Raw genomic sequence first — 22,900 nt, 5'->3', positions numbered from 1 at the left:
ATTTTGCTGCGGATTATTACTTTAAGTTCAAAGGAGAATACTCAAAAGGCGTGCCGAGTAACGAGCCCTGAACCCCTTCTTTTTCCAATGTTTGACCAATCGCAGTCATTGCCCACCAGCGGTTTTCACACCACAACGGGGCAAGTAGCGTTGGTCTACGGGCCGCCGAAGACACACGATGATAAATAATCTGCGGTGGCGTTGAGCGAATCATTTCACAGGCGATAGACACATATTCGTCCTGTTCGAGCACAGTTAAACGCCCCGCTCGCCATGCTTTCGCCATGGTACTGCCTTCCACAATGTGCAAACCGTGCAACTTAATACCATCGGTTCCCACACTAAGCACTTGTTGTAATGTGGCAAGATTGTCACTACGCCCTTCGCCAGGCAACCCAACAATCAAGTGAGTACACACTTTGATGCCTAACGCTCTCGCTTTGGCAGTGATCTCTGCGTAGCAGGCAAAATCGTGCCCGCGGTTAATGCGTTTCAAGGTGTGATCGTGTGCGGTTTGCAGCCCAAGCTCCAACCAAATCTCGTAACCTTGCTGCACATAATCGGCGAGCAGTTCAAGCACCGCATCCGGCACACAATCAGGCCGAGTGCCAACACACAACCCCACAATATCCGCTTCTTCTAGAGCCTGTTCGTACATCGATTTCAACACTTGCACTTCCGCATACGTGCTGGTGTAAGCCTGAAAATAAGCGAGGTATTTTTTGGCGCGTTTGATCTCCCCCGCCCGATCTTTCAACTGCTCTTGAATACTTTTCTGCTGGGTTTCTTCATTGGCAAACGAAGCAACGTTACAGAAAGTGCAGCCACCGCGGCCAATCGTACCGTCTCGATTTGGGCAACTAAACCCTCCATGGAGCGTCAGTTTATGAACTTTCTCTCCATAGCGACGTTGTAAATCTTGACCTATGGTGTTCACCAATTGATGTAGATGCATGTGTTAGCCCAATCTAAATACAAATATCTCTCACTACCATCCGTGTAATTTAATTACATTTCCAATTAAATTCGTCACAAATTTTAATCCCTCGCGTTTGATTTCAAACGAAGCCAAATCAATAAATAGGCATAAACAAAACACTATTTGCATATTGTTGCTGTTTTGTTAAACAAAACATTCATCTTACTGTAAAAAAATAAACCAATCCGCAGACTTTTCGTTGGAATTTGCGCCAGCAAAATTGTAGGATACTTTCAGTTTTCCGTGCTTTTTTGCTCAATTAATTACAAAAAACTCGGCAGACTATCAGTGATATTCCATACCTACCAAAAGAATCCACTAGTAAAGTGGCTCAACGACAGGAATATCACTAAGGATTGTCTTTCTCACAATATATTTCCTGTGAGAGACGGAAAGGACGCGGATCTGCTCCCTAAGCAGATTTCACTCAAAACAAAAAAGGACAGGACGTATCACCCGAGCACTTGATACAGCCAATGCTGCTTGATGTGTGGAGGGAATAACTGAGTGCAAACTCAGTGCTGTTGCGTCCTCAAGAACTGGAAGGATGTATCTATGGTAGATAAAGCGCAGCGTTCGCGGGGTCTTTATACGCCTGAGTTAGAGCACGATGCTTGTGGTATCGGCTTTGTCGCTCACCTGAAAAATCGCAAATCTCATCAGGTGGTCACTCAAGCTTTGGACATGCTCGCACGCATGGAACACCGTGGCGGTCAGGGCTGTGACCCTTGCAGCGGTGACGGTGCGGGTATTTTGTTGCAAAAACCTCACGAATTTTTACTCGAAGAAGCCGTTAAGCTTGGTATTAAGCTGCCTTCATTCGAAAAATATGGTGTGGGTGTGGTGCTGTTCCCGAAAGACGAACACAAACGCGCCCAATGCCGCGATATTCTAGAACGCAATGCCAAACGCCTTGATCTGGATGTGATTGGCTATCGTGTTTTGCCAACCGACAACAGCATGTTAGGTGCCGATCCACTCAGCACTGAGCCACAATTTGAACACGTGTTCATTTCTGGCGGCCCCGGTATGCAACCTGACGAGCTAGAACGTAAGCTATACGTGCTACGTAATTACACCGTTCGCGTCTGCCTTGAGAGCGTGTCGAACATCGGTGATGATTTTTACATCAACTCGATGTCATACAAAACCTTGGTCTATAAAGGTCAGCTGACCACAGAGCAAGTACCGCAATACTTCCTCGATTTGCAAAATCCGACCATGGTCACTGCACTGGCGCTGGTGCACTCGCGTTTTTCTACCAACACCTTCCCGAAATGGCGACTGGCCCAGCCTTTCCGCTACATCGCGCACAACGGTGAGATCAACACCGTTCGCGGTAACTTGAACTGGATGAAAGCGCGCGAAGCGATTTTACAATCCAAACTGTTTACCCAAGCTGAAATCGACATGCTGCTGCCTATCTGCCAAGAAGGCGCATCCGATTCCGCTAACTTTGACATGGTTCTAGAACTGCTGGTGCTTTCTGGTCGCAGCTTGCCTCACGCTCTGATGATGATGATCCCGGAAGCATGGCAAGAAAACAAAGCGATGGATCCAAAACGCCGCGCTTTCTACCAGTACCATGCCAACGTCATGGAACCATGGGACGGCCCAGCATCAGTATGCTTTACCGATGGTGTACAAGTCGGTGCAACGCTAGATCGTAACGGTCTGCGTCCGTCTCGTTATACCGTGACCAAAGATGATTTCCTGATCATGGCTTCTGAATCTGGCGTAGTGGAAATTGATCCAGCCAATGTGGAATACCGTGGTCGTCTGCAACCGGGACGTATCTTTGTTGCTGACCTAGAGCAAGGCCGTATTATCTCTGATGAAGAAGTCAAAGACGGTATCGCTTCGGCGCAGCCTTATGAAAAATGGGTAGAAGAAAACCTACTCAGCTTGAAAAAGCTGCCGGATGCCGACAACGTACATAGCCAACCATCGCCAGAGCGCCTGCTTCACCGCCAACAAGCGTTTGGAGTGAGTAGCGAAGAGGTCAATGACATCATTCTGACCCTAGCTCAAACCGGTTATGAGCCTCTCGGTTCGATGGGTGCAGACTGGCCTGTAGCCGTGCTGTCGCACCAATCTCAGCATCTTTCAAACTACTTTAAGCAGTTGTTTGCTCAGGTGACTAACCCACCAATCGACCCGATCCGTGAGCGCATGGTAATGTCGCTCAACACTTATATCGGCCGCGATCAAAACTTGCTTTCTGAAACGCCTGCTCACTGCCGTAAGGTTGAGCTGGAATCACCTGTGATTTCTAACGCTGAGTTGGAAAAACTGCGTGCGATTGATAACGAGCACCTACAAGCCAAAACGTTGGACATCGTATTTCGTGCCAGCGATGAATCAGGCAAGCTAGAGCGTGCTCTGAAACGTATTTGCCAATACGCGGAAGATGCAGTGATTGATGGCTACTCGATCATTTTGCTGACCGACCGTGCGGTGAACTCCAACCATGCCGCCATCCCAGCGATGCTGGCCGTGGGTGCAGTACACCATCACCTGATCCGCAAAGGTCTGCGTTCGAAATGCGGCATTGTGGTCGAAACCGGTGATGCGCGTGAAACGCACCACTTTGCGACCCTGCTTGGCTACGGCGCAAATGCGGTTAACCCGTATTTAGTGGTAGAAACCATCGTTGACCTTAAGCGTCAGAAGAAACTCGATGCCGATGTCTCGGTTGAGAAATACTTCGAAAACTATCGTAAAGGCGTTAATGGCGGCTTACTGAAGATCTTCTCAAAAATGGGGATTTCGACCCTACAGTCTTATCACGGTGCACAGATTTTTGAAGCGCTCGGGATCAGCAAAGCGGTGGTGGATAAATACTTCACCGGCACCATCACGCGTATTCAAGGTTTAACCCTCGACGATATCGCCAAAGAAGTTCTGGTTCGTCATCGCATTGGCTACCCAACGCGCGAAATCCCACTGCAAGTGTTGGATGTCGGCGGCGTGTATCAATGGAAACAGCGCGGTGAGCAGCATCTGTTTAACCCAGAAACCATTCACTTGCTGCAAGAGTCCACTCGCCATAAAAACTACCCGCAATTTAAGAAATATGCGGCAGCGGTTGATAGCCAAGGCGATAAAGCGGTGACTCTGCGCAGCCAACTCGATTTTGTGAAAAATCCAGCGGGTTCTATTCCGATTGATGAAGTTGAACCGATCGAGAGCATTGTGAAGCGCTTTGCAACCGGTGCGATGTCGTTCGGCTCTATCTCTTACGAAGCGCACTCCACACTGGCGATTGCGATGAACCGCTTAGGCGCGAAATCCAACTCCGGTGAAGGTGGTGAAGACCCAATGCGTTTTGAACTGAATGCGAATGGCGATTCAGAACGTTCAGCGATCAAGCAAGTGGCTTCTGGCCGTTTCGGCGTGACCTCTTACTATCTGACCAACGCGGATGAAATCCAGATCAAGATGGCGCAAGGTGCGAAACCGGGCGAAGGTGGTCAGCTACCGGGTGATAAAGTCGATGAATGGATCGGGGCGACTCGTCACTCCACGCCTGGAGTTGGCCTGATTTCACCACCACCACACCACGACATTTACTCAATCGAAGACTTAGCCCAGCTGATTTTCGATTTGAAAAACGCCAACCGCAAAGGCCGCGTCAACGTCAAACTGGTTTCTGAAGCTGGTGTCGGCACCATCGCTTCTGGTGTAGCCAAAGCCAAAGCCGACGTAGTACTGATTGCCGGTCACGATGGTGGTACCGGTGCATCACCAATCTCTTCTATCCGTCATACTGGTTTGCCTTGGGAATTGGGTCTGGCTGAAACCCACCAGACTCTGCTCAAAAACGGCCTGCGTAACCGCATCGTGGTGCAAGCCGATGGACAGATGAAAACCCCACGCGATATCGCCATTGCGGTACTGCTGGGTGCAGAAGAATGGGGCGTGGCAACCGCAGCGCTGGTGGTTGAAGGCTGTATCATGATGCGTAAGTGTCATAAAAACACTTGCCCAGTCGGTATAGCGACTCAAAACAAAACCCTGCGTGAGCGTTTTGCTGGCCGTGTTGATGACGTTGTTACCTTCTTCCAATACATGGCACAAGGTCTGCGTGAAATCATGGCTGAACTGGGTTTCCGCACCATCAATGACATGGTTGGCCAAGCGCACAAACTCAAAGTGCGTGATGATGTGGGTCACTGGAAATATAAGAATCTCGATCTGTCGCCAATCCTCTTTATTGAGCAGCCGCGCAGTGTCGATGGTATTTACTGTCAGACTCAGCAGAACCATCAGCTTGAAAGCGTACTGGATCGCACCTTGATCCAATTGGCGACACCAGCCCTTGAGCGTGGTGAAACCGTCAAAGCCGAACTGCCGATCATCAACACCGATCGCAGTACCGGTACTATGCTGTCGAACGAAATCTGTAAGGTTTACAAAGACCAAGGCCTACCACAGCCAATGCAGGTGAAATTCAACGGCAGTGCGGGACAATCTTTCGGAGCCTTCCTCACTAAAGGCGTTTACTTTGAAGTGGAAGGCGATGCTAACGACTACTGGGGCAAAGGTCTTTCTGGTGGCACGCTGGTGCTCTACCCGAACCGTAACGCCACCATCGTTCCTGAAGAGAACATTGTGGTCGGCAACGTCTGTTTCTACGGCGCGACCTCTGGCGAATCTTACATTCGCGGCCTTGCGGGCGAACGTTTCTGTGTACGTAACTCAGGTGCTAAAGTGGTGGTTGAAGGTATCGGCGATCACGGCTGTGAATACATGACCGGCGGTGTCGCGGTGATCCTCGGCTCAACTGGTCGTAACTTCGCCGCGGGTATGAGTGGCGGTGTGGCTTACGTTTGGGATAAATCTGGCGACTTCCAATCTAAGCTCAATGCTGAGTTAGTCGATCTGGATCCAATCGAAGCGGAAGACAAAGCACTACTCAAAGAAATGTTAACTAAGCATGTTCAATTCACAGGAAGTGAAGTGGCCAAAGCTTTCCTTGCCAACTTTGACGCCAGCCTAGCCACTATGGTCAAGGTGATGCCGCGTGATTACAAAGCGGTACTGCAAAAGCGCAAAGAGCAGGAGCAACAAGCCACATTAGCAGCGGAGGCGGTATAAATGGGTAAAGCAACCGGATTTTTAGAATTTGGTCGTGAACTGCCGAAAAAAATCGACCCGGCAGAGCGCATCAAAAACAACAAAGAGTTTGTTCTTAACCAAGAGTTTGGTAAGAAAATCAATCAGCAAGCTTCACGTTGTATGGATTGTGGCGTGCCGTTTTGTCATAACGGCTGCCCGATTGGCAACATCATTCCCGAGTTTAACGATGCGGTGTATCGCGACAGCTGGGAAGAGGCTTGGAATATTCTGAGCTCGACCAATAACTTCCCTGAGTTTACGGGTCGTGTCTGCCCTGCTCCTTGTGAAAGCGCGTGTGTGCTCGGCATCAACCAAGATCCGATCACCATCTGCAACATTGAGAAAACCATTGTAGAACGTGCTTACCAAGAAGGTTATGCCAAGCCGAAAACGCCACGTTCACGCACAGGCAAGACGGTCGCGATCATAGGTTCCGGCCCTGCTGGGCTTGCCGCAGCTGAGCAGCTTAATGCGGCGGGCCATAGCGTGACCGTGTTTGAACGTGATGAAAAAGTCGGTGGTTTGCTGCGCTTTGGTATTCCGGATTTCAAACTCGGCATGGATGTGATTGATCGCAAAATCAATGTGATGGAGCAAGCGGGCGTTAAGTTCGTGGTCAATGCGCATATCGGTGTAGACATCAACGCTCAACAGTTGCGTCAGGAGTTTGATGCGGTATTGCTGACGGGCGGATCAACCGTACCACGCGATCTAGGGATTCCGGGACGTGATCTGAAAGGCGTTTACTTCGCGATGCAGTTCCTCGCGCAAAATAACCGCCGAGCCAATGGTATGGATCTGAAAGGCGAAGCGATCCACGCCAAAGGCAAACACGTGGTGGTGATTGGTGGTGGCGATACCGGCTCTGACTGTGTGGGCACTTCTAACCGCCACGGTGCAGCGAGCATTACTCAAGTTGAGATTATGCCGATCCCATCCAAAATGCGCCCAGTTAACATGCCTTGGCCGCAATATCCGATGATTCTGCGCACTTCTACTTCTCACGAAGAAGGCTGTGAGCGTCACTGGAATATCCTCACCAAAGAGTTCATTGGCAATGAACAAGGTGAAGTAACCGGTCTACGCATTGCTGACATCGTTTGGAAAGATGCAGCACCCGGTGAGCGTCCAAGCTTTGACGAAGTCGCAGGCAGTGAACGCGTGATTCCTTGTGATATGGCGTTTCTAGCGATGGGCTTCTTGCATCCTGAACCACACGGTGTATTGGCTCAGCTAGGCATTAAACTCGATGAACGCGGCAATGTGGCAACGCAAGACTTTGCGACCAACCAAAAAGGCGTATTCGCCGCTGGCGACATGCGCACAGGCCAATCGCTGGTGGTACGCTGCATCAACGAAGGACGTGAATGTGCGCGAGCCGTTGACACCTTCTTGATGGGCAATACCCATCTTGAGGCTAAAGCTGACTCTCTCATGCTTTCAGCGTAAGTGAGTACCAAGGCGTGAGTCATACATCCTGATCCACGCCTTAATGTGAACGTTTCCTTCCATATTGTTTTACTTCGGCCAGCATTCCCTGCTGGCCTTTTTTACGCCTATTCTCATTGCTCGGGATAAAAACTCGAGTTATCTGTAACTGACAAAAAACTATCTTATTGAATAAAAAGAAATTATCTGAAGTATTCCTCGGCAAATCTCCCTCAAACCCTATTTTTAACCAATAACTTGACCTTTTGCACAATAAGCTATAGGTTGTGAATTCGGTGAAAATAAAACCCCGCAAAAATGTTAATTAATTAACCATGGATGTTAATTAAATATTCAAATAATAAAATTTTAATGAATAGTTAGTCATTTACTGTCTAGATGACAGAGAGGCAAAGGGAGAATTGCAATGGCTCTATACGATCCAAGTCTTGAAAAAGACAACTGTGGATTCGGCTTGATCGCGCATATGGAAGGGCAAGCCAGCCACAAACTCGTTCGTACTGCGATTTCAGCACTTGATCGCATGACTCACCGCGGCGGTATCGCAGCCGATGGCAAAACCGGTGATGGATGTGGTCTGTTACTGCAAAAACCTGATTCTTATTTGCGCCTGATCGCAGAAGAGCAACATTGGAAGCTCAGCAAACAGTACGCGATTGGCATGCTGTTTCTCAGCCGAGATCCACAAAAAGCACAACAAGCGCAGCAGATTGTTAATCAAGAACTCGCCAAAGAAACCTTAAGCGTGGCAGGTTGGCGCAAAGTGCCTACCAACCCTAAGGTGCTTGGCCCTATTGCCCTCGACTCTTTGCCAGATATTCAACAAGTGTTTATCTCCGCGCCAGCCGGTTGGCGTGAGCGCGATGTTGAGCGCCGTCTCTATATCGCGCGTCGTCGGATTGAAAAACAGATTACGGATGATCGTGATTTCTATATCTGCTCGCTCTCCACGCAAGTGCTGGTCTACAAAGGCCTGTGCATGCCAGCCGATTTGCCTCGCTTTTATCTTGATTTGGCAGACCTGCGTATGGAATCGGCGATTTGCTTGTTCCACCAACGTTTCTCTACCAATACTCAGCCACGCTGGCCTCTGGCTCAACCATTCCGCTATCTAGCACACAACGGTGAGATCAACACTATTGATGGTAACCGCCAGTGGGCGCGCGCACGTGCTTATAAATTTGCTTCACCGCTACTGCCCGATCTACAAACCGCCGCTCCTTTTGTTAACGAAACCGGTTCTGACTCCTCAAGCTTAGATAACATGCTAGATCTGTTTTTAGCCGGCGGGATGGATATTTTCCGCGCGATGCGCATGCTAGTTCCACCTGCATGGCAAAACCATCCAGACATGGATCCAGATCTGCGTGCGTTCTACGATTTCAACTCCAAACACATGGAGCCATGGGATGGCCCAGCCGGGATCGTGCTTTCTGATGGTCGCTACGCCGCGTGTAACCTTGACCGTAACGGCCTGCGCCCTGCGCGTTATGTGATCACCAAAGATAAGCTCATCACCCTCGCTTCAGAAGTCGGGATTTGGGATTACGCGCCGGATGAGGTTTCCGAAAAAGGCCGTGTTGGCCCCGGTGAACTGCTGGTGATTGACACTCGCAAAGGCAAAATTTGGCAATCGAGCGAGATCGATAACGATCTGAAAAGCCGCCATCCGTATCGTGAATGGATGGAAAACAACGTTCACAAACTGACGCCATTCTCTGAATTGCCTGACGATCAAGTTGGTGAGCGCAGCTTCGACCAAGATCTGCTCAAAACTTACCAAAAGCAGTTTGCCATGAGCAACGAAGAGATCGATCAAGTGCTGCGTGTGCTTGGCGACATGGCGCAAGAAGCGGTCGGTTCAATGGGCGATGACACACCGATGGCGGTGCTTTCTTCAAAAGAGCGCCTGATCAGCGACTACTTCCGCCAAAAATTTGCTCAGGTGACGAACCCACCGATCGACCCATTGCGTGAAAAACATGTGATGTCGCTGGCCACCAGTATTGGCCAAGAGATGAACGTGTTTTGTGAAACTGATGGCCATGCACATCGTGTGACCTTTGGCTCGCCGGTATTGCTCTATTCAGATATGCAGCAACTGCTGACATTGAGTGATCAACACTATCGCAACACGATTCTCGATATCAACTTCGATCCGCAAGAGAAAGATCTCAAACAAGCCGTACTCGATTTGTGTGACAAAGCAGAGCAAGTGGTGCGCGAAGGTACGGTATTGATCGTGCTTTCCGACCGCGCGTTAACCGCGGATCGTTTGCCGATCCCCGCGGCAATGGCAGTAGGTGCGGTGCAAGCGCGTCTGGTTGAAGCCAATTTGCGCTGCGATGCCAACATCATTATTGAAACCGGCGCCGCGCGTGATCCACACCACTTTGCGGTACTGATCGGTTTTGGTGCCACTGCCGTTTATCCTTACCTTACCTACGAAACACTGGGCAAAATGATTGACGATGGCGCACTACAAAAGAGCTATCGTGAAGTGATGCAGAATTACCAATACGGCATCAACAAAGGTCTGTACAAAATCATGTCCAAAATGGGCATTTCGACCGTTGCCTCTTATCGCTGCTCACAACTGTTTGAAGCCGTAGGTCTGCACCGCGATGTGGTTGATCTCTGCTTTAAAGGGGTAACCACACGTATCCAAGGCGCGAACTTCGACGATTTTGAGCAAGATCTGTTCAACCTGTCGCGTAAGGCATGGGCAAAACGTAAACCTCTCGAACACGGCGGTTTACTCAAATACGTCCACGGTGGCGAATACCACGCCTACAACCCAGATGTGGTTGGCACACTACAAAAAGCGGTGAAATCTGGCGAAACGGTGGATTACCGCGACTTTGCTAAACAAGTCAACCAGCGCCCAGTGGCCATGCTGCGTGATTTGCTGCGTTTGAAAACCTCGGATAAACCGCTGCCACTGGAACATATCGAGCCCGCGAGCGATCTCTACAAACGCTTTGACTCAGCAGCGATGTCGATTGGCGCGTTAAGCCCGGAAGCCCACGAAGCATTGGCCACCGCGATGAACCGCTTGGGTGGCCATTCCAACTCAGGTGAAGGCGGTGAAGATCCACGCCGCTTTGGCACCGAACGTAACTCGCGTATCAAGCAAGTCGCTTCTGGCCGTTTCGGTGTAACGCCGCACTATTTAACCAATGCCGATGTGCTGCAAATTAAAGTGGCGCAAGGGGCAAAACCCGGTGAAGGCGGCCAGCTTCCGGGGCACAAAGTCACCGCTGAGATCGCGAAACTGCGTTATTCCGTTCCCGGAGTGACCTTGATTTCGCCGCCGCCGCATCACGATATCTACTCGATTGAAGATTTGGCGCAGCTGATTTTCGATCTTAAACAGATCAACCCGAAAGCCTTGGTCTCGGTCAAGCTCGTCTCTGAGCCGGGCGTTGGCACGATTGCGACCGGTGTGGCAAAAGCCTACGCCGACCTTATCACCATCTCAGGTTATGACGGCGGCACCGCAGCCAGCCCGCTCACCTCTGTAAAATATGCAGGAAGCCCTTGGGAGCTCGGTTTGGCGGAAACGCAACAAGCCTTGGTCGCCAACGGTCTGCGTCACAAGATCCGCCTGCAAGTCGATGGCGGTTTGAAAACCGGATTGGATGTGATCAAAGGAACGATTTTAGGCGCTGAAAGTTTTGGTTTTGGTACAGCGCCTATGGTCGCGATGGGGTGTAAATTCTTGCGTATTTGCCACCTCAACAACTGTGCAACTGGTGTGGCAACGCAGGATGAAACGCTGCGCAAAGATTACTTCAAAGGTCTGCCTGAAATGGTGATGAACTATTTCAAAGGGTTAGCTGAAGAAGTGCGCGGTTATCTGGCCGAATTGGGCGTTGAGAAGCTCACCGACCTCATCGGCCGCACCGATCTACTGGAAGTGATAGAAGGCATGACCGCGAAACAGAGCAAATTGGATCTCTCCGATCTGCTCGAAGCGCCAGTGTCACCACAAAATCTGCCACTGTACTGCACCGAACCGAACACGCCGTTTGATAAAGGGGCGCTTAACCTGAAGATCGTGGAAGATGCTTTGGCTGCGGTGGAAAAACAGCAATCGCTGGAACTCTATTACAACGTGATCAACACCGACCGTTCGATTGGCGCACGTCTGTCTGGTGAAATCGCGAAACGTTACGGCAATCTCGGCGTCGCCACCTCACCCATCAAGGTCGTCCTCAATGGCACCGCTGGGCAATCGTTCGGAGTCTGGAACGCAGGTGGTCTTGAGCTGTATCTCACCGGTGATGCCAACGACTACGTCGGTAAAGGCATGGCAGGCGGCAAGATTGTGATTCGCCCTCACCAAGGCACCGCTTTTGTGTGTAATGAAGCGACCATTATCGGCAACACCTGCTTGTATGGCGCAACCGGCGGTAAACTGTTTGCCGCAGGTAAAGCTGGCGAGCGTTTCGCGGTGCGCAACTCCGGCACGATTGCGGTGATTGAAGGTGCTGGCGATAACGCCTGTGAATACATGACCGGTGGCATCGTCGCCATTTTAGGCGCAACGGGCGTGAACTTTGGCGCAGGCATGACCGGCGGCTTTGCTTACGTACTCGATGAGAATGGCGATTTCCAAGGCCGCGTCAATGATGAATCCGTTGAAGCGGTTGCCTTGACCGACTTATATATCCATCAAGAGCATCTGCGCGGGTTGATTGCTGAACATCTCGAAGAGACTGGTTCCGCCCACGCAGAGCGAATTTTGGCGAACTTTGATGAATGGATTCCGAAGTTCTATCTGATCAAACCACAAGCAGCGGACTTACGTACCCTGCTCGGCCATCAGAGCCGCAGCGCAGCTGAACTGCGCGTGCAAGCACAATAATTGGAAGGAGCCTGATTGATGAGCCAAAACGTTTACCAATTTATCGATGTCAATCGTGTGGATCCGGCGAAAAAGCCACTGCAAATCCGCAAGATTGAATTTGTCGAAATTTATGAGCCCTTTACTAAGCAACAAGCCACCGCACAGGCCGATCGCTGCCTCGATTGTGGTAACCCTTACTGCGAATGGAAGTGCCCAGTACACAACTACATTCCGCAGTGGCTGAAGCTGGCCAATGAAGGACGCATTATTGAAGCGGCCGAGTTGTCGCATCAAACCAATAGCCTGCCAGAGGTGTGTGGCCGAGTGTGCCCGCAAGATCGTCTGTGCGAAGGCTCATGTACCTTGAATGCCGATTTCGGCGCAGTAACTATCGGTAATATCGAAAAATACATTACCGATACCGCATTCGAAATGGGCTGGAAACCCGACATGTCCAACGTGGTGTGGACTGATAAAAAAGTGGCGATCATCGGCGCGGGCCCTGCAGGGCTTGCCGCAGCGGATATTCTAGTGCGCAACGGGGTAAAACCTGTGGTGTTTGATCGTTACCCAGAAATCGGCGGGTTACTCACTTTTGGTATTCCATCGTTCAAGCTGGAAAAAGGCGTGATGGAAAATCGTCGCCGAATTTTCAGCGAAATGGGTATCGAATTCCGTCTTAATGTCGAAGTCGGCCAAGACATCACACTTCAACAACTGCTTGATGAGTACGATTCAGTATTTCTCGGCGTCGGTACCTACCAATATATGCGCGCAGGATTAGCCAACGAAGACGCTTCTGGCGTTTACGATGCACTGCCGTTTTTGATCTCCAATACCTATAAAGTGATGGAGCTTGCAAGCGATACGCCGTTCATTGATATGGCAGGAAAAAACGTGGTGGTACTCGGCGGTGGTGATACGGCGATGGACTGCGTACGTACTTCGATTCGCCAAGGCGCATCTCGCGTGATTTGTGCATATCGCCGCGATGAAGAGAACATGCCCGGTTCACGCCGTGAAGTGAAAAACGCCAAAGAAGAAGGTGTAGAGTTCATGTTCAACCTGCAACCCCTTGCGATTGAAGTCAATGCGCATGGGCAAGTAACCGGTGTCAAAGTGGTCAAAACCGCCTTGGGTGAACCCGATGCCGCAGGTCGTCGTAAACCAGAACCCGTAACAGGCAGCGAGCACGTATTGCCAGCCAATGCGGTGATCATGGCGTTTGGCTTCCAGCCACACAAAATGGCTTGGTTAGAACCGTTTGATGTTGAGCTTGATCAGTGGGGGCGTATCAAAGCGTCCGCACAGCAAACCTATCAATATCAGACCACCAACCCGAAAATTTTCGCCGGTGGTGATGCGGTACGCGGCTCCGATCTCGTGGTGACTGCGATAGATGAAGGACGCAAAGCAGCCGAGGGAATTCTCGACTATCTTGGACTCTAGCTCACACTTTTGCGAGAACATTGGCGCAAACAACAAAGGATTCATAGTGTTATGGATCCTTTTTTATTTTTGCTACCTATAATGAGCACAAAATATATTCATATATGCCCTTCCAACCGAATATTGCAGGAAAGAAGAGCATAACTAAAGATGAGAGTGTACTTATCACCATGCATCCATCATTTTATGCTGCTATCGCTGCTTTTTCGCTTACCGCCTGCAGTCAGGGAGTTGCCCCAATGGAAGATCGCACAGCCATCCCTTGTGCCAACAAACCCAACTGTGTTTCTACTCAAGATGAACGAGATAAATTCAATCTTACGCCATTTATCTTGCGCCCTGGTGTCACCATTGACCAAGTGGAGCGCGTTGCTCTCTCCCTCTCTGGAGCAAGCACTGCGGAAAAAAATGGGCAATATTTGCGTATCGAATGCACGTCGAGTGTGTTCCGTTTTGTTGATGATCTGGAACTAAGCATTCAACAGGATCACTTATGGGTTCGCTCTGAATCACGGATTGGCTACAGTGATTTTGGGGTTAATCGTCGCCGCGCTGAAGAGCTGCGCCAAAAGCTCACGCTGTCTGGTCTACTTGAGCAACCCTAACCTCGATCCGCTAAGGGCGCTCATGATACACTGCGGCCTGTTTTCCTATTGATAGATGAAAGAGAGCCCCTATGAAAATCGGCATCATCGGCGCAATGCAACAAGAAGTCGCCATCCTGAAAGATCTCATCGAAGACGTGCAAGAAGTTAACCAAGCAGGTTGTACTTTTTACAGCGGTCGAATCCAAGGTGTCGACGTCGTATTACTGCAATCAGGCATAGGTAAAGTCGCAGCTGCATTGGGTACAACTTTGCTGATCAGCCAGTACGCGCCAGATGTAGTGATCAACACAGGCTCTGCCGGCGGTTTTGATGCCAGCCTAAATGTCGGTGATGTAGTGATCTCAACCGAAGTTCGCCATCACGATGCCGATGTGACCGCATTTGGTTATGAAATTGGCCAAATGGCAGGCCAACCGGCAGCATTCAAAGCAGACGAGAAACTAATGACAGTGGCGGAACAAGCATTGGCTAACCTGCCAGATACCCATGCGGTTCGCGGCTTGATTTGTACTGGTGATGCGTTTGTGTGTACGGCTGAACGTCAAAGCTTTATCCGTCAACATTTCCCAACCGTTGTTGCGGTGGAAATGGAAGCATCAGCAATCGCGCAAACTTGTCATCAATTCAAAGTTCCATTTGTTGTGGTACGCGCTATTTCTGACGTTGCCGATAAAGAATCACCAATGTCGTTTGAAGAGTTCCTGCCGCTGGCAGCACAAAGCTCTTCAGCTATGGTGCTGAAAATGGTTGAGCTGCTCAAGTAAGCGAGCCGATTGATGGAAACTTGGTTTTCCCACCTTTATGCCAATGGCGCGCTCCTCGTGATGTGGGGCGCACTACTGTTTCATTTGCTGCTGCCCATTCCTTATGCAGTACACCCTGTCACTTTGTGGCACAAGTTTGCCGAACTGCTAGCCAGTAAGGTCAATACACCAGCCAGTGACACCCAAAACCTTATTTCGGGCTCTCTCGCGTGGGGATTAATGGTTTTGCCAACTATCGCGGTGCTTTGGGCGCTCAAACCCTTAGTCTGGCAGACACAGCTGTTTGATTTGGCGCTGCTGCTGCTTGCCTTGGATTGGCGACGCCAAGAAACGCTAGGTACTCAGCTCACCCAAGCGCTGGCAAAAGAGGACAAACCGCAAGCGCGTACTCTGCTGCAACCCTTTGTAAACCGTCAAACTACAACGCTTTCAGCGCTTGGGCTTGGAAAAGCCGGAGTTGAAACTCTCGTTATGGGTTTTGGCCGCAATGTGGTTGGGGTGCTGTTTTGGTATGGCTTGTTCGGGGGCTGCGGTGCTTTGATGTATCGCTTAATCGCTGAATTGGCTCGTGCTTGGTCACCATCTCGCACCATATACCAACCTTTCGGTTTGCCTGCCGTGCGTGTTCTCGCAGTGCTCGATTGGCTCCCCCTACGCTTATTTAGCTTAATCATCATCACTGGCAAACAAGCGGGTAACGTTTTTAAAGCCGTTCTGGAGCAAAGCCGCAGTTGGCCTCTACCGGGCCCCGCTTGGTTACTGTGTGCCGTTGGCAATAAATTACAACTCTCATTGGGCGGCCCTGCGATTTATGGTGAGCAAAAAAGCGTACGTGCCAAAATTGGCGGGCGCATCGCCCCTGCGGCGATTCATATTGCGCAAGTCCAAAAACTCATCGCATGGCGTATCTTCGTTTGGATAGCGCTAGAAAGTTTACTGTTACTACTGATTTATCGCGGAGTATAAATGCTTGTTATCCGGCTCATCGCCTGCACTTTTTTGTTCATTACCCCAAGCTTATTGGCTGCGCCTTTTCCCGCCGAGCGCATCATCAGCCTTGCCCCTCACGCGACAGAAATTGCTTATGCCGCAGGTTTGGGCGATAAGTTAGTTGCGGTGAGCGAGTACAGTGACTATCCGCCACAAGCGCTAAAACTAGAGCGCGTTGCCAATCACCAAACCATCAACATCGAGAAAATCCTAACGCTCAAACCCGATTTGATCATCGCTTGGCCTGCTGGCAATCCACCACGTGAATTGGCCAAACTGCGCCAACTCGGCTTCACGATTTACGATTCGCAAACCAAAACGTTGGATGAAATTGCCAATAATATCGAAGCACTCAGTCAGTATTCGACTAATCCAGAAATTGGCCAAAAAGCGGCTAACGACTTTCGACAACGTTTACAAGGATTGCGCGAGCAATATGCCGGCAATCAACCTATCCGATTTTTCTATCAGCTCAGCGAAAAGCCGATCATTACGTTGGCTCAAGGCCACTGGCCTAGCGAAGTATTTAGCGTTTGTGCAGGCGAAAATGTCTTTGCCGACAGTGCCGCTCCCTACCCACAAGTAAGCATAGAGCAAGTTCTGGTTAAGCAACCCGATGTTATCTTTACCTCTCAGCATGCCATCGCTAATGGCCATATGTGGCAAGCGTGGAAAAATCAGCTCAAAGCGGTCGAAAAAGAACAAGTTTGGGCGCTCAATTCCGATTGGCTAAATCGCCCAACACCAAGAACGTTAGATGCGGTTGAACAAGTGTGTCAGTACCTCAAAATTGCACAAAAGCAGTAACTTTAGCGGATAAAATCTCGTAAAATTCGCCCCAATTTGCCCGCTCTATACTTTTAATAGTTCTATAGATAGTGAGACTGCTTTGGATACTTCTCTGCTTTATCTGATTGATATGTTTGGTACTGCCGTGTTTGCAGTTTCTGGAGTGCTCTTAGCGGGGCGCCTAAAAATGGATCCATTTGGTGTTATGGTTCTGGCCAGTGTCACTGCGATCGGTGGTGGAACCATTCGTGATATGGCATTGGGAGCCACTCCGGTATTTTGGATCAAAGACACCAATTACCTATGGGTAATTATGATCACCTGTGCACTGACTATGTTGTTGGTGCGCCGCCCGAAGAGGCTCGCATGGTGGATTCTGCCCGTCAGTGATGCGATCGGCTTAGCCGTATTCGTTGGAATTGGCGTTGAAAAAGCATTGGTCTACCAAGATTCGGCATTAATTGCCGTGATCATGGGCGTGATCACCGGTTGCGGCGGTGGCATCATTCGTGATGTGTTAGCCCGAGAAATCCCTATGGTGCTGCGCAGTGAAGTGTACGCGACGGCCTGTATTATCGGCGGCATTTTCCATACTACTGCACTGGCCATTGGCTATAGCAGTTCAACTGCGCTGTTATCAGGCGTGTTCACGACTTTGCTCATCCGCCTTGGTGCGATCCGTTGGCATCTTTCTCTACCCACTTTTGCCCTGACGAAATAACTCAACTGGCTCCCCATCGCCCAGCGGTGGGGAGCACTCCTTCCGTCAACTCATTCCTTTCTTTAGCCTAAGCTTACTTTGTGAGCTTAACGCACGACCTTACTTTGAATTCCACATACAATTCAAAGCATCTATTCCTGTTTGTCATCAAAGCATGTTACTCGAAGGTATTGAAACCCTGCTGGTACTCAGCAAAGAAAAAACCATGAGCCGTACCGGTAGCCAGCTCTACATTAGCCAATCGGCGGTTAGCAAACGTATTGCCAATTTAGAAAAAAAACTGGGGAAGAAATTGATTGTTCCTGCGGGAAGACACATCAAATTAACGGCGGATGCCGAACAGTTGATTGCCAACATCGGCCCGACCTTTAATGAGTTACATGGACTGATCTTTGAGCAGCAAACACTGGAAGACAACACACCCATTCGCATGGATTGCTCAGAAACCTTGGTGGCGGGTTATCTTGGGGATACGATGGGGCGCTATCGCCAGCAAGATCCGCACCTTGTGATCACCACCAACCACACCCCAAGAATTGTCGAAAATGTGCAGTCAGGTAAAGCAACCTTGGGATTCTGTGCAGGTTACCTACCCGCCAATCATGGCTTATTAACTTTCCACTTAGGTGATGAGCCTTTTACTGTTGTCAGCAAAGAAGCTCTGCACTCACTGCCAAATGAGTTGATTACCAATGATTTAGCTAATCCCTCGAACACCTATCAAGCTGCCATGCTGCACAAACAAGGTATTCGTCCTGCAATGGAAATGGATTCTTATACTGCTGCCGCTCAGTTAGCCCTTGGCGGTATGTTGCCCGCTTTGGTGCCATGCTCGATAGTGAGCACACTGAAAATTGAACCTCACTATTGCTTTGATTTTGAAGAACTCGCCGACCTCAGTCGGCCCATTCACATTTGCCTGCGCGCCAGCCGTTATCGTAGTACTAGAGTCCAAGCATTGATAACAGCGCTGCATGATGCTGTTCCCAAAGCAGTTTTAGCGCCATCAACATAGACATGGTGATCACCAAAGGCCGAATCAAACGCTGACCTTTGCTGATCACAACTTTCGCGCCCATACGAGCACCGATAAATCCGCCTACCGCCATGGTTAAGCCAATTTCCCAAATCGGCAAACCTGCGATTAAGAAAAAGGTCAAAGCGGCAATATTGGAAGTGAAATTCAACACTTTGGTTCGCGCGGTGGCTTCAACCAAACTGAAATGCCCTAAGGCCACAAAGCAGACAGTAAAAATCGACCCCGTACCGGGACCAAAAAATCCATCATAAAAACCGATACCAAAACCCACTGTGAAAGCAAAAGCGGTTTCGGATAGAGGTGCTGGGCCACTGTGGGTTTTCGTTGTCGGTGCCAGCAAGAAATAAAGCGAGATACCGAGCAGTAATATGGGGATGAGGCTGGTTAGCAAAGTCGCATCAATATATTGCACCGCTTCTGCGCCAAGTGCTGCACCAACGAAAGTACAAGCAATTGCCAGTCGCATCGCTTTCAGGCTCACTACGCCCTTGCGTACAAAATAAAGGGTGGCAGAAAAGCTACCAAAAGAACTTTGCAACTTATTCGTTGCTAAGGCTTGAGTCGGTGGAACGCCAGCCGCAAGCAAAGCAGGCAAGGTCAGCAAACCGCCACCGCCCGCCATGGCATCAATGAATCCTGCAATCCCTGCCACCAAAAACAGCAGGCCTAATACTTCCAGTGAAAGTTCCATTTCTTATCAACGCATTGAACAATAAAACCCAACAGTAACACTGCTGAAAAAGTGAAAACAGCGAAACACAAGACGACAACCTATTCCCATTTTTCATCAATAAGTATTCGAGATGAAATCAGCAAAGATCGGTGAGTTCCAAAAATAAAAAAGCCCGCTGACGAGCGGGCAAAGAGGTTGTCAGAGAGGCCTTGAGCCTCTCTTGTTGTAATACCAATTAAGCTTGGCTAGCTTTTACACGCGCATGCAGCTCTTGCACTGAAGTTACCGATGCTTTGGCATCTGCTGTGTGTGCCATACAAGTAGCAAACGCAGCGTTCAGTGTGGTGGTGTAGTTCACTTTGTGTGACAGAGCACCACGGCGCAGCACTTTTGAGTCTTCAATCGCTTGACGGCCAGAAGCCGTGTTCACAATGTAGGTGTACTCGTGGTTCTTGATACGGTCCAGAATGTGTGGACGACCTTCATGCACTTTGTTGACCAGACGTGGGTTGATGCCCGCTTCGCCCAAAATCACCGCTGTACCATGAGTGGCATCCAACTGATAACCCAGTTTCACCAGCTTAGAAGCCAGATCCACCACACGTTGTTTGTCACCTTCGCGCACCGAAAGTAGCGCACGACCACCTTCAGGGTAAACAGAGCCACTACCCAATTCTGCTTTGGCGTACGCTTCAGCAAACGTCGCACCGACACCCATCACTTCGCCGGTTGAGCGCATTTCAGGGCCAAGGAGTGGGTCAACACCTGGGAACTTGTTGAACGGCAGAACCACTTCTTTTACTGAGTAGTAAGGTGGAATGATCTCTTTAGTGAAGCCTTGTTGCTCCAGAGTTTGTCCAACCATCACGCGCGCAGCAATTTTCGCCAGCGGTGCACCTGTCGCTTTGGAGACAAACGGTACAGTACGCGCGGCACGTGGGTTTACTTCAATCAGGTAAACTTCGTTGTCTTTCACCGCAAACTGAATGTTCATCAAACCACGAACACCCAATTCAAATGCCAGCTTCTCAACTTGTTCACGCATCTTGTCTTGGATTTCTTGGCTCAAGGTGTAAGCCGGCAGAGAACATGCTGAGTCACCTGAGTGAACACCCGCTTGTTCGATGTGCTCCATGATGCCGCCAATCACGACACGCTCACCGTCACAAATCGCATCCACGTCCACTTCGGTTGCGTCATCAAGGAAGCGATCCAGTAGGACTGGTGATTCATTCGACACGCTCACCGCTTCGTTGAAGTAACGACGCAGATCTTGCTCATCGTACACAATCTCCATCGCACGACCACCCAGAACATAAGATGGACGAACCACGAGTGGGAAACCGATTTCACGCGATTTCTCAATCGCTTGCTCGATTGCTGTCACAGTTGCGTTGTCTGGCTGTTTGAGGCCTAAACGCTGTACCGCTTGTTGGAAACGTTCACGGTCTTCAGCGCGGTCAATCGCATCTGGGCTAGTACCAATCACAGGTACACCAGCCGCTTCAAGAGCGCGAGCCAGTTTCAGTGGAGTTTGACCACCGTATTGAACGATAACGCCTTTTGGCTTCTCAACACGCACGATAGCTAGAACATCTTCCAGAGTCACAGGCTCAAAGTAGAGACGATCTGAAGTATCGTAGTCGGTTGATACGGTTTCTGGGTTACAGTTGACCATGATGGTTTCGTAACCATCTTCACGCAGGGCTAGAGCTGCGTGTACACAGCAGTAGTCAAACTCAATACCTTGACCGATACGGTTTGGACCACCGCCCAGAACCATGATCTTGTCTTTGTCAGTCGGATTGGCTTCACACTCTTCATCATAAGTGGAGTACATGTAAGCCGTATCTGACTTAAATTCTGCCGCACAGGTATCCACACGCTTGTAAACTGGATGGATGTTGTATTGGTCACGCAGACGACGGATTTCGTTTTCGCTTACACCCAGCAGTTTTGACAGACGTGCATCAGAGAAGCCTTTACGCTTCATCTTACGCAGTACGTCTTGGTTCAAGCCAGCAAAGCCACCGGCTTTCACTTCGGCTTCAAGCTTCACCAGTTCTTCGATTTGCACTAGGAACCAGCGATCAATGTTAGTCAGGTTAAATACGCCATCAACAGACATACCCGCACGGAATGCGTCAGCGATGTACCAAATACGCTCTGCGCCTGCTTCTTTCAGCTCATAACGAATTTTGGTCAGAGCGTCAGGCGCGTCCAGATCCACTTTCTCATCCAGACCAGCAGCACCCACTTCCAAGCCACGCAATGCTTTTTGCAGTGATTCTTGTTGGTTACGGCCAATCGCCATCACTTCACCCACCGACTTCATTTGTGTGGTCAGGCGGTCATTCGCACCGGCGAACTTTTCGAAGTTAAAACGAGGAATCTTAGTTACCACGTAGTCGATGGTTGGTTCGAACGAGGCTGGTGTTGCGCCGCCCGTGATGTCGTTCATTAACTCATCCAGTGTGAAACCCACTGCCAGTTTGGCCGCCACTTTCGCAATTGGGAAACCAGTTGCTTTTGAAGCCAGAGCAGAAGAGCGAGAGACACGCGGGTTCATCTCGATGATAACCATGCGACCATCTTTCGGATTGATACCAAACTGAACGTTTGAACCACCGGTTTCTACACCGATTTCACGCAGTACCGCCAAAGAAGCGTTACGCATGATTTGGTATTCTTTATCAGTCAGTGTTTGTGCTGGTGCAACCGTGATCGAGTCACCGGTGTGGATGCCCATTGGGTCAAAGTTTTCAATCGCACAGACGATGATGCAGTTGTCGTTCTTATCACGCACCACTTCCATCTCGTACTCTTTCCAACCAATCAGCGATTCGTCGATCAGCAGTTCATTGGTCGGTGAAAGATCCAGACCGCGAGTACAGATTTCTTCAAACTCTTCACGGTTGTAAGCAATACCGCCGCCGCTGCCGCCCATAGTGAAAGAAGGACGGATGATACATGGGAAACCCACCATATCGAGGACTTTGTACGCTTCTTCCATGCTTTTCGCAGTATCAGCGCGAGGACACTCCAGACCGATTGATTTCATCGCTTTATCAAAGCGTGAGCGGTCTTCCGCTTTATCAATCGCATCGGCGGTTGCACCGATCATTTCCACGCCAAACTCAGCCAATACGCCATGTTTTTCCAGAGCCAATGCACAGTTCAGCGCAGTCTGGCCGCCCATGGTTGGCAAAATCGCATCTGGGCGCTCTTTTTCGATGATTTTACGCACCACTTCCCAGTGGATTGGCTCGATGTAAGTCGCATCAGCCATTTCTGGGTCAGTCATGATGGTGGCGGGGTTTGAGTTAACCAGAATAACGCGGTAGCCCTCTTCGCGCAGGGCTTTACACGCTTGCGCGCCTGAGTAGTCAAACTCACAAGCCTGACCGATAACAATTGGACCCGCACCAAGGATAAGGATGCTTTGAATGTCAGTACGTTTTGGCAT

Annotated in this window: 13 protein-coding genes; 10 read left to right on the top strand and 3 right to left on the bottom strand. The window is 49.9% G+C overall.

Annotated features, from left to right (window positions below; all coding sequences use genetic code 11):
- Window positions 1-16: 16 nt before the first annotated feature.
- The gene (locus tag EPB59_RS01675; protein ID WP_154171414.1) at window positions 17-955 is read right to left on the bottom strand and encodes a TIGR01212 family radical SAM protein; all 939 of its coding nucleotides are present in this window, start codon (window positions 953-955) and stop codon (window positions 17-19) included.
- A gap of 579 nt (window positions 956-1,534) precedes the next feature.
- Here EPB59_RS01675 and gltB (EPB59_RS01670) point away from each other — a divergent pair.
- From gltB (EPB59_RS01670) to EPB59_RS01625, 10 genes are all read left to right on the top strand, one after another.
- Window positions 1,535-6,079 (top strand): glutamate synthase large subunit, encoded by a 4,545-nt coding sequence (gene gltB, locus EPB59_RS01670; protein WP_195707029.1) that lies wholly within the window; start codon window positions 1,535-1,537, stop codon window positions 6,077-6,079.
- Window positions 6,080-7,549, top strand: a complete 1,470-nt coding sequence (locus tag EPB59_RS01665; RefSeq protein WP_154171412.1) for a glutamate synthase subunit beta — start codon at window positions 6,080-6,082, stop codon at window positions 7,547-7,549.
- 406 nt (window positions 7,550-7,955) lie between these two features.
- Window positions 7,956-12,419: a glutamate synthase large subunit gene (gene gltB, locus EPB59_RS01660; protein ID WP_154171411.1), complete on the top strand. Its 4,464-nt coding sequence runs from the start codon at window positions 7,956-7,958 to the stop codon at window positions 12,417-12,419.
- 18 nt (window positions 12,420-12,437) lie between these two features.
- Window positions 12,438-13,850 (top strand): FAD-dependent oxidoreductase, encoded by a 1,413-nt coding sequence (locus EPB59_RS01655; RefSeq protein WP_154171410.1) that lies wholly within the window; start codon window positions 12,438-12,440, stop codon window positions 13,848-13,850.
- A gap of 170 nt (window positions 13,851-14,020) precedes the next feature.
- Complete coding sequence (locus tag EPB59_RS01650; protein WP_154171409.1) at window positions 14,021-14,455, top strand: DUF1499 domain-containing protein; 435 nt, start codon at window positions 14,021-14,023, stop codon at window positions 14,453-14,455.
- Window positions 14,456-14,526: 71 nt separating this feature from the next.
- Window positions 14,527-15,222: a 5'-methylthioadenosine/S-adenosylhomocysteine nucleosidase gene (gene mtnN / locus EPB59_RS01645; RefSeq protein ID WP_000689872.1), complete on the top strand. Its 696-nt coding sequence runs from the start codon at window positions 14,527-14,529 to the stop codon at window positions 15,220-15,222.
- Window positions 15,223-15,234: 12 nt separating this feature from the next.
- The gene (locus EPB59_RS01640) at window positions 15,235-16,188 is read left to right on the top strand and encodes a cobalamin biosynthesis family protein (RefSeq protein ID WP_154171408.1); all 954 of its coding nucleotides are present in this window, start codon (window positions 15,235-15,237) and stop codon (window positions 16,186-16,188) included.
- Complete coding sequence (btuF, locus tag EPB59_RS01635; RefSeq protein WP_154171407.1) at window positions 16,189-17,019, top strand: vitamin B12 ABC transporter substrate-binding protein BtuF; 831 nt, start codon at window positions 16,189-16,191, stop codon at window positions 17,017-17,019.
- An 82-nt stretch (window positions 17,020-17,101) separates the two neighbouring features.
- Window positions 17,102-17,722, top strand: a complete 621-nt coding sequence (locus tag EPB59_RS01630; protein WP_154171406.1) for a TRIC cation channel family protein — start codon at window positions 17,102-17,104, stop codon at window positions 17,720-17,722.
- A gap of 154 nt (window positions 17,723-17,876) precedes the next feature.
- Entirely contained in the window at window positions 17,877-18,737 is an 861-nt protein-coding gene (locus EPB59_RS01625) for a LysR family transcriptional regulator (protein WP_154171405.1), read from the top strand.
- Here EPB59_RS01625 and EPB59_RS01620 read toward each other — a convergent pair.
- Both EPB59_RS01620 and carB read right to left on the bottom strand, forming a co-directional pair.
- Window positions 18,667-19,452 (bottom strand): TSUP family transporter, encoded by a 786-nt coding sequence (locus tag EPB59_RS01620; RefSeq protein WP_154171404.1) that lies wholly within the window; start codon window positions 19,450-19,452, stop codon window positions 18,667-18,669. The two genes, EPB59_RS01625 and EPB59_RS01620, sit on opposite strands and share 71 nt — an antisense overlap.
- Window positions 19,453-19,669: 217 nt before the next feature.
- On the bottom strand, window positions 19,670-22,900 hold the full coding sequence (gene carB / locus EPB59_RS01615; protein WP_001126442.1) for a carbamoyl-phosphate synthase large subunit: 3,231 nt from the start codon (window positions 22,898-22,900) through the stop codon (window positions 19,670-19,672).

Origin of the sequence: Vibrio metoecus, from assembly GCF_009665255.1 — a bacterium.
In the GTDB taxonomy this organism is placed as follows: Bacteria; Pseudomonadota; Gammaproteobacteria; order Enterobacterales; family Vibrionaceae; genus Vibrio; species Vibrio metoecus_B.
Note: the sequence above shows the minus strand (reverse complement) of the source record. Positions and strands in the feature narration are given on the sequence as shown.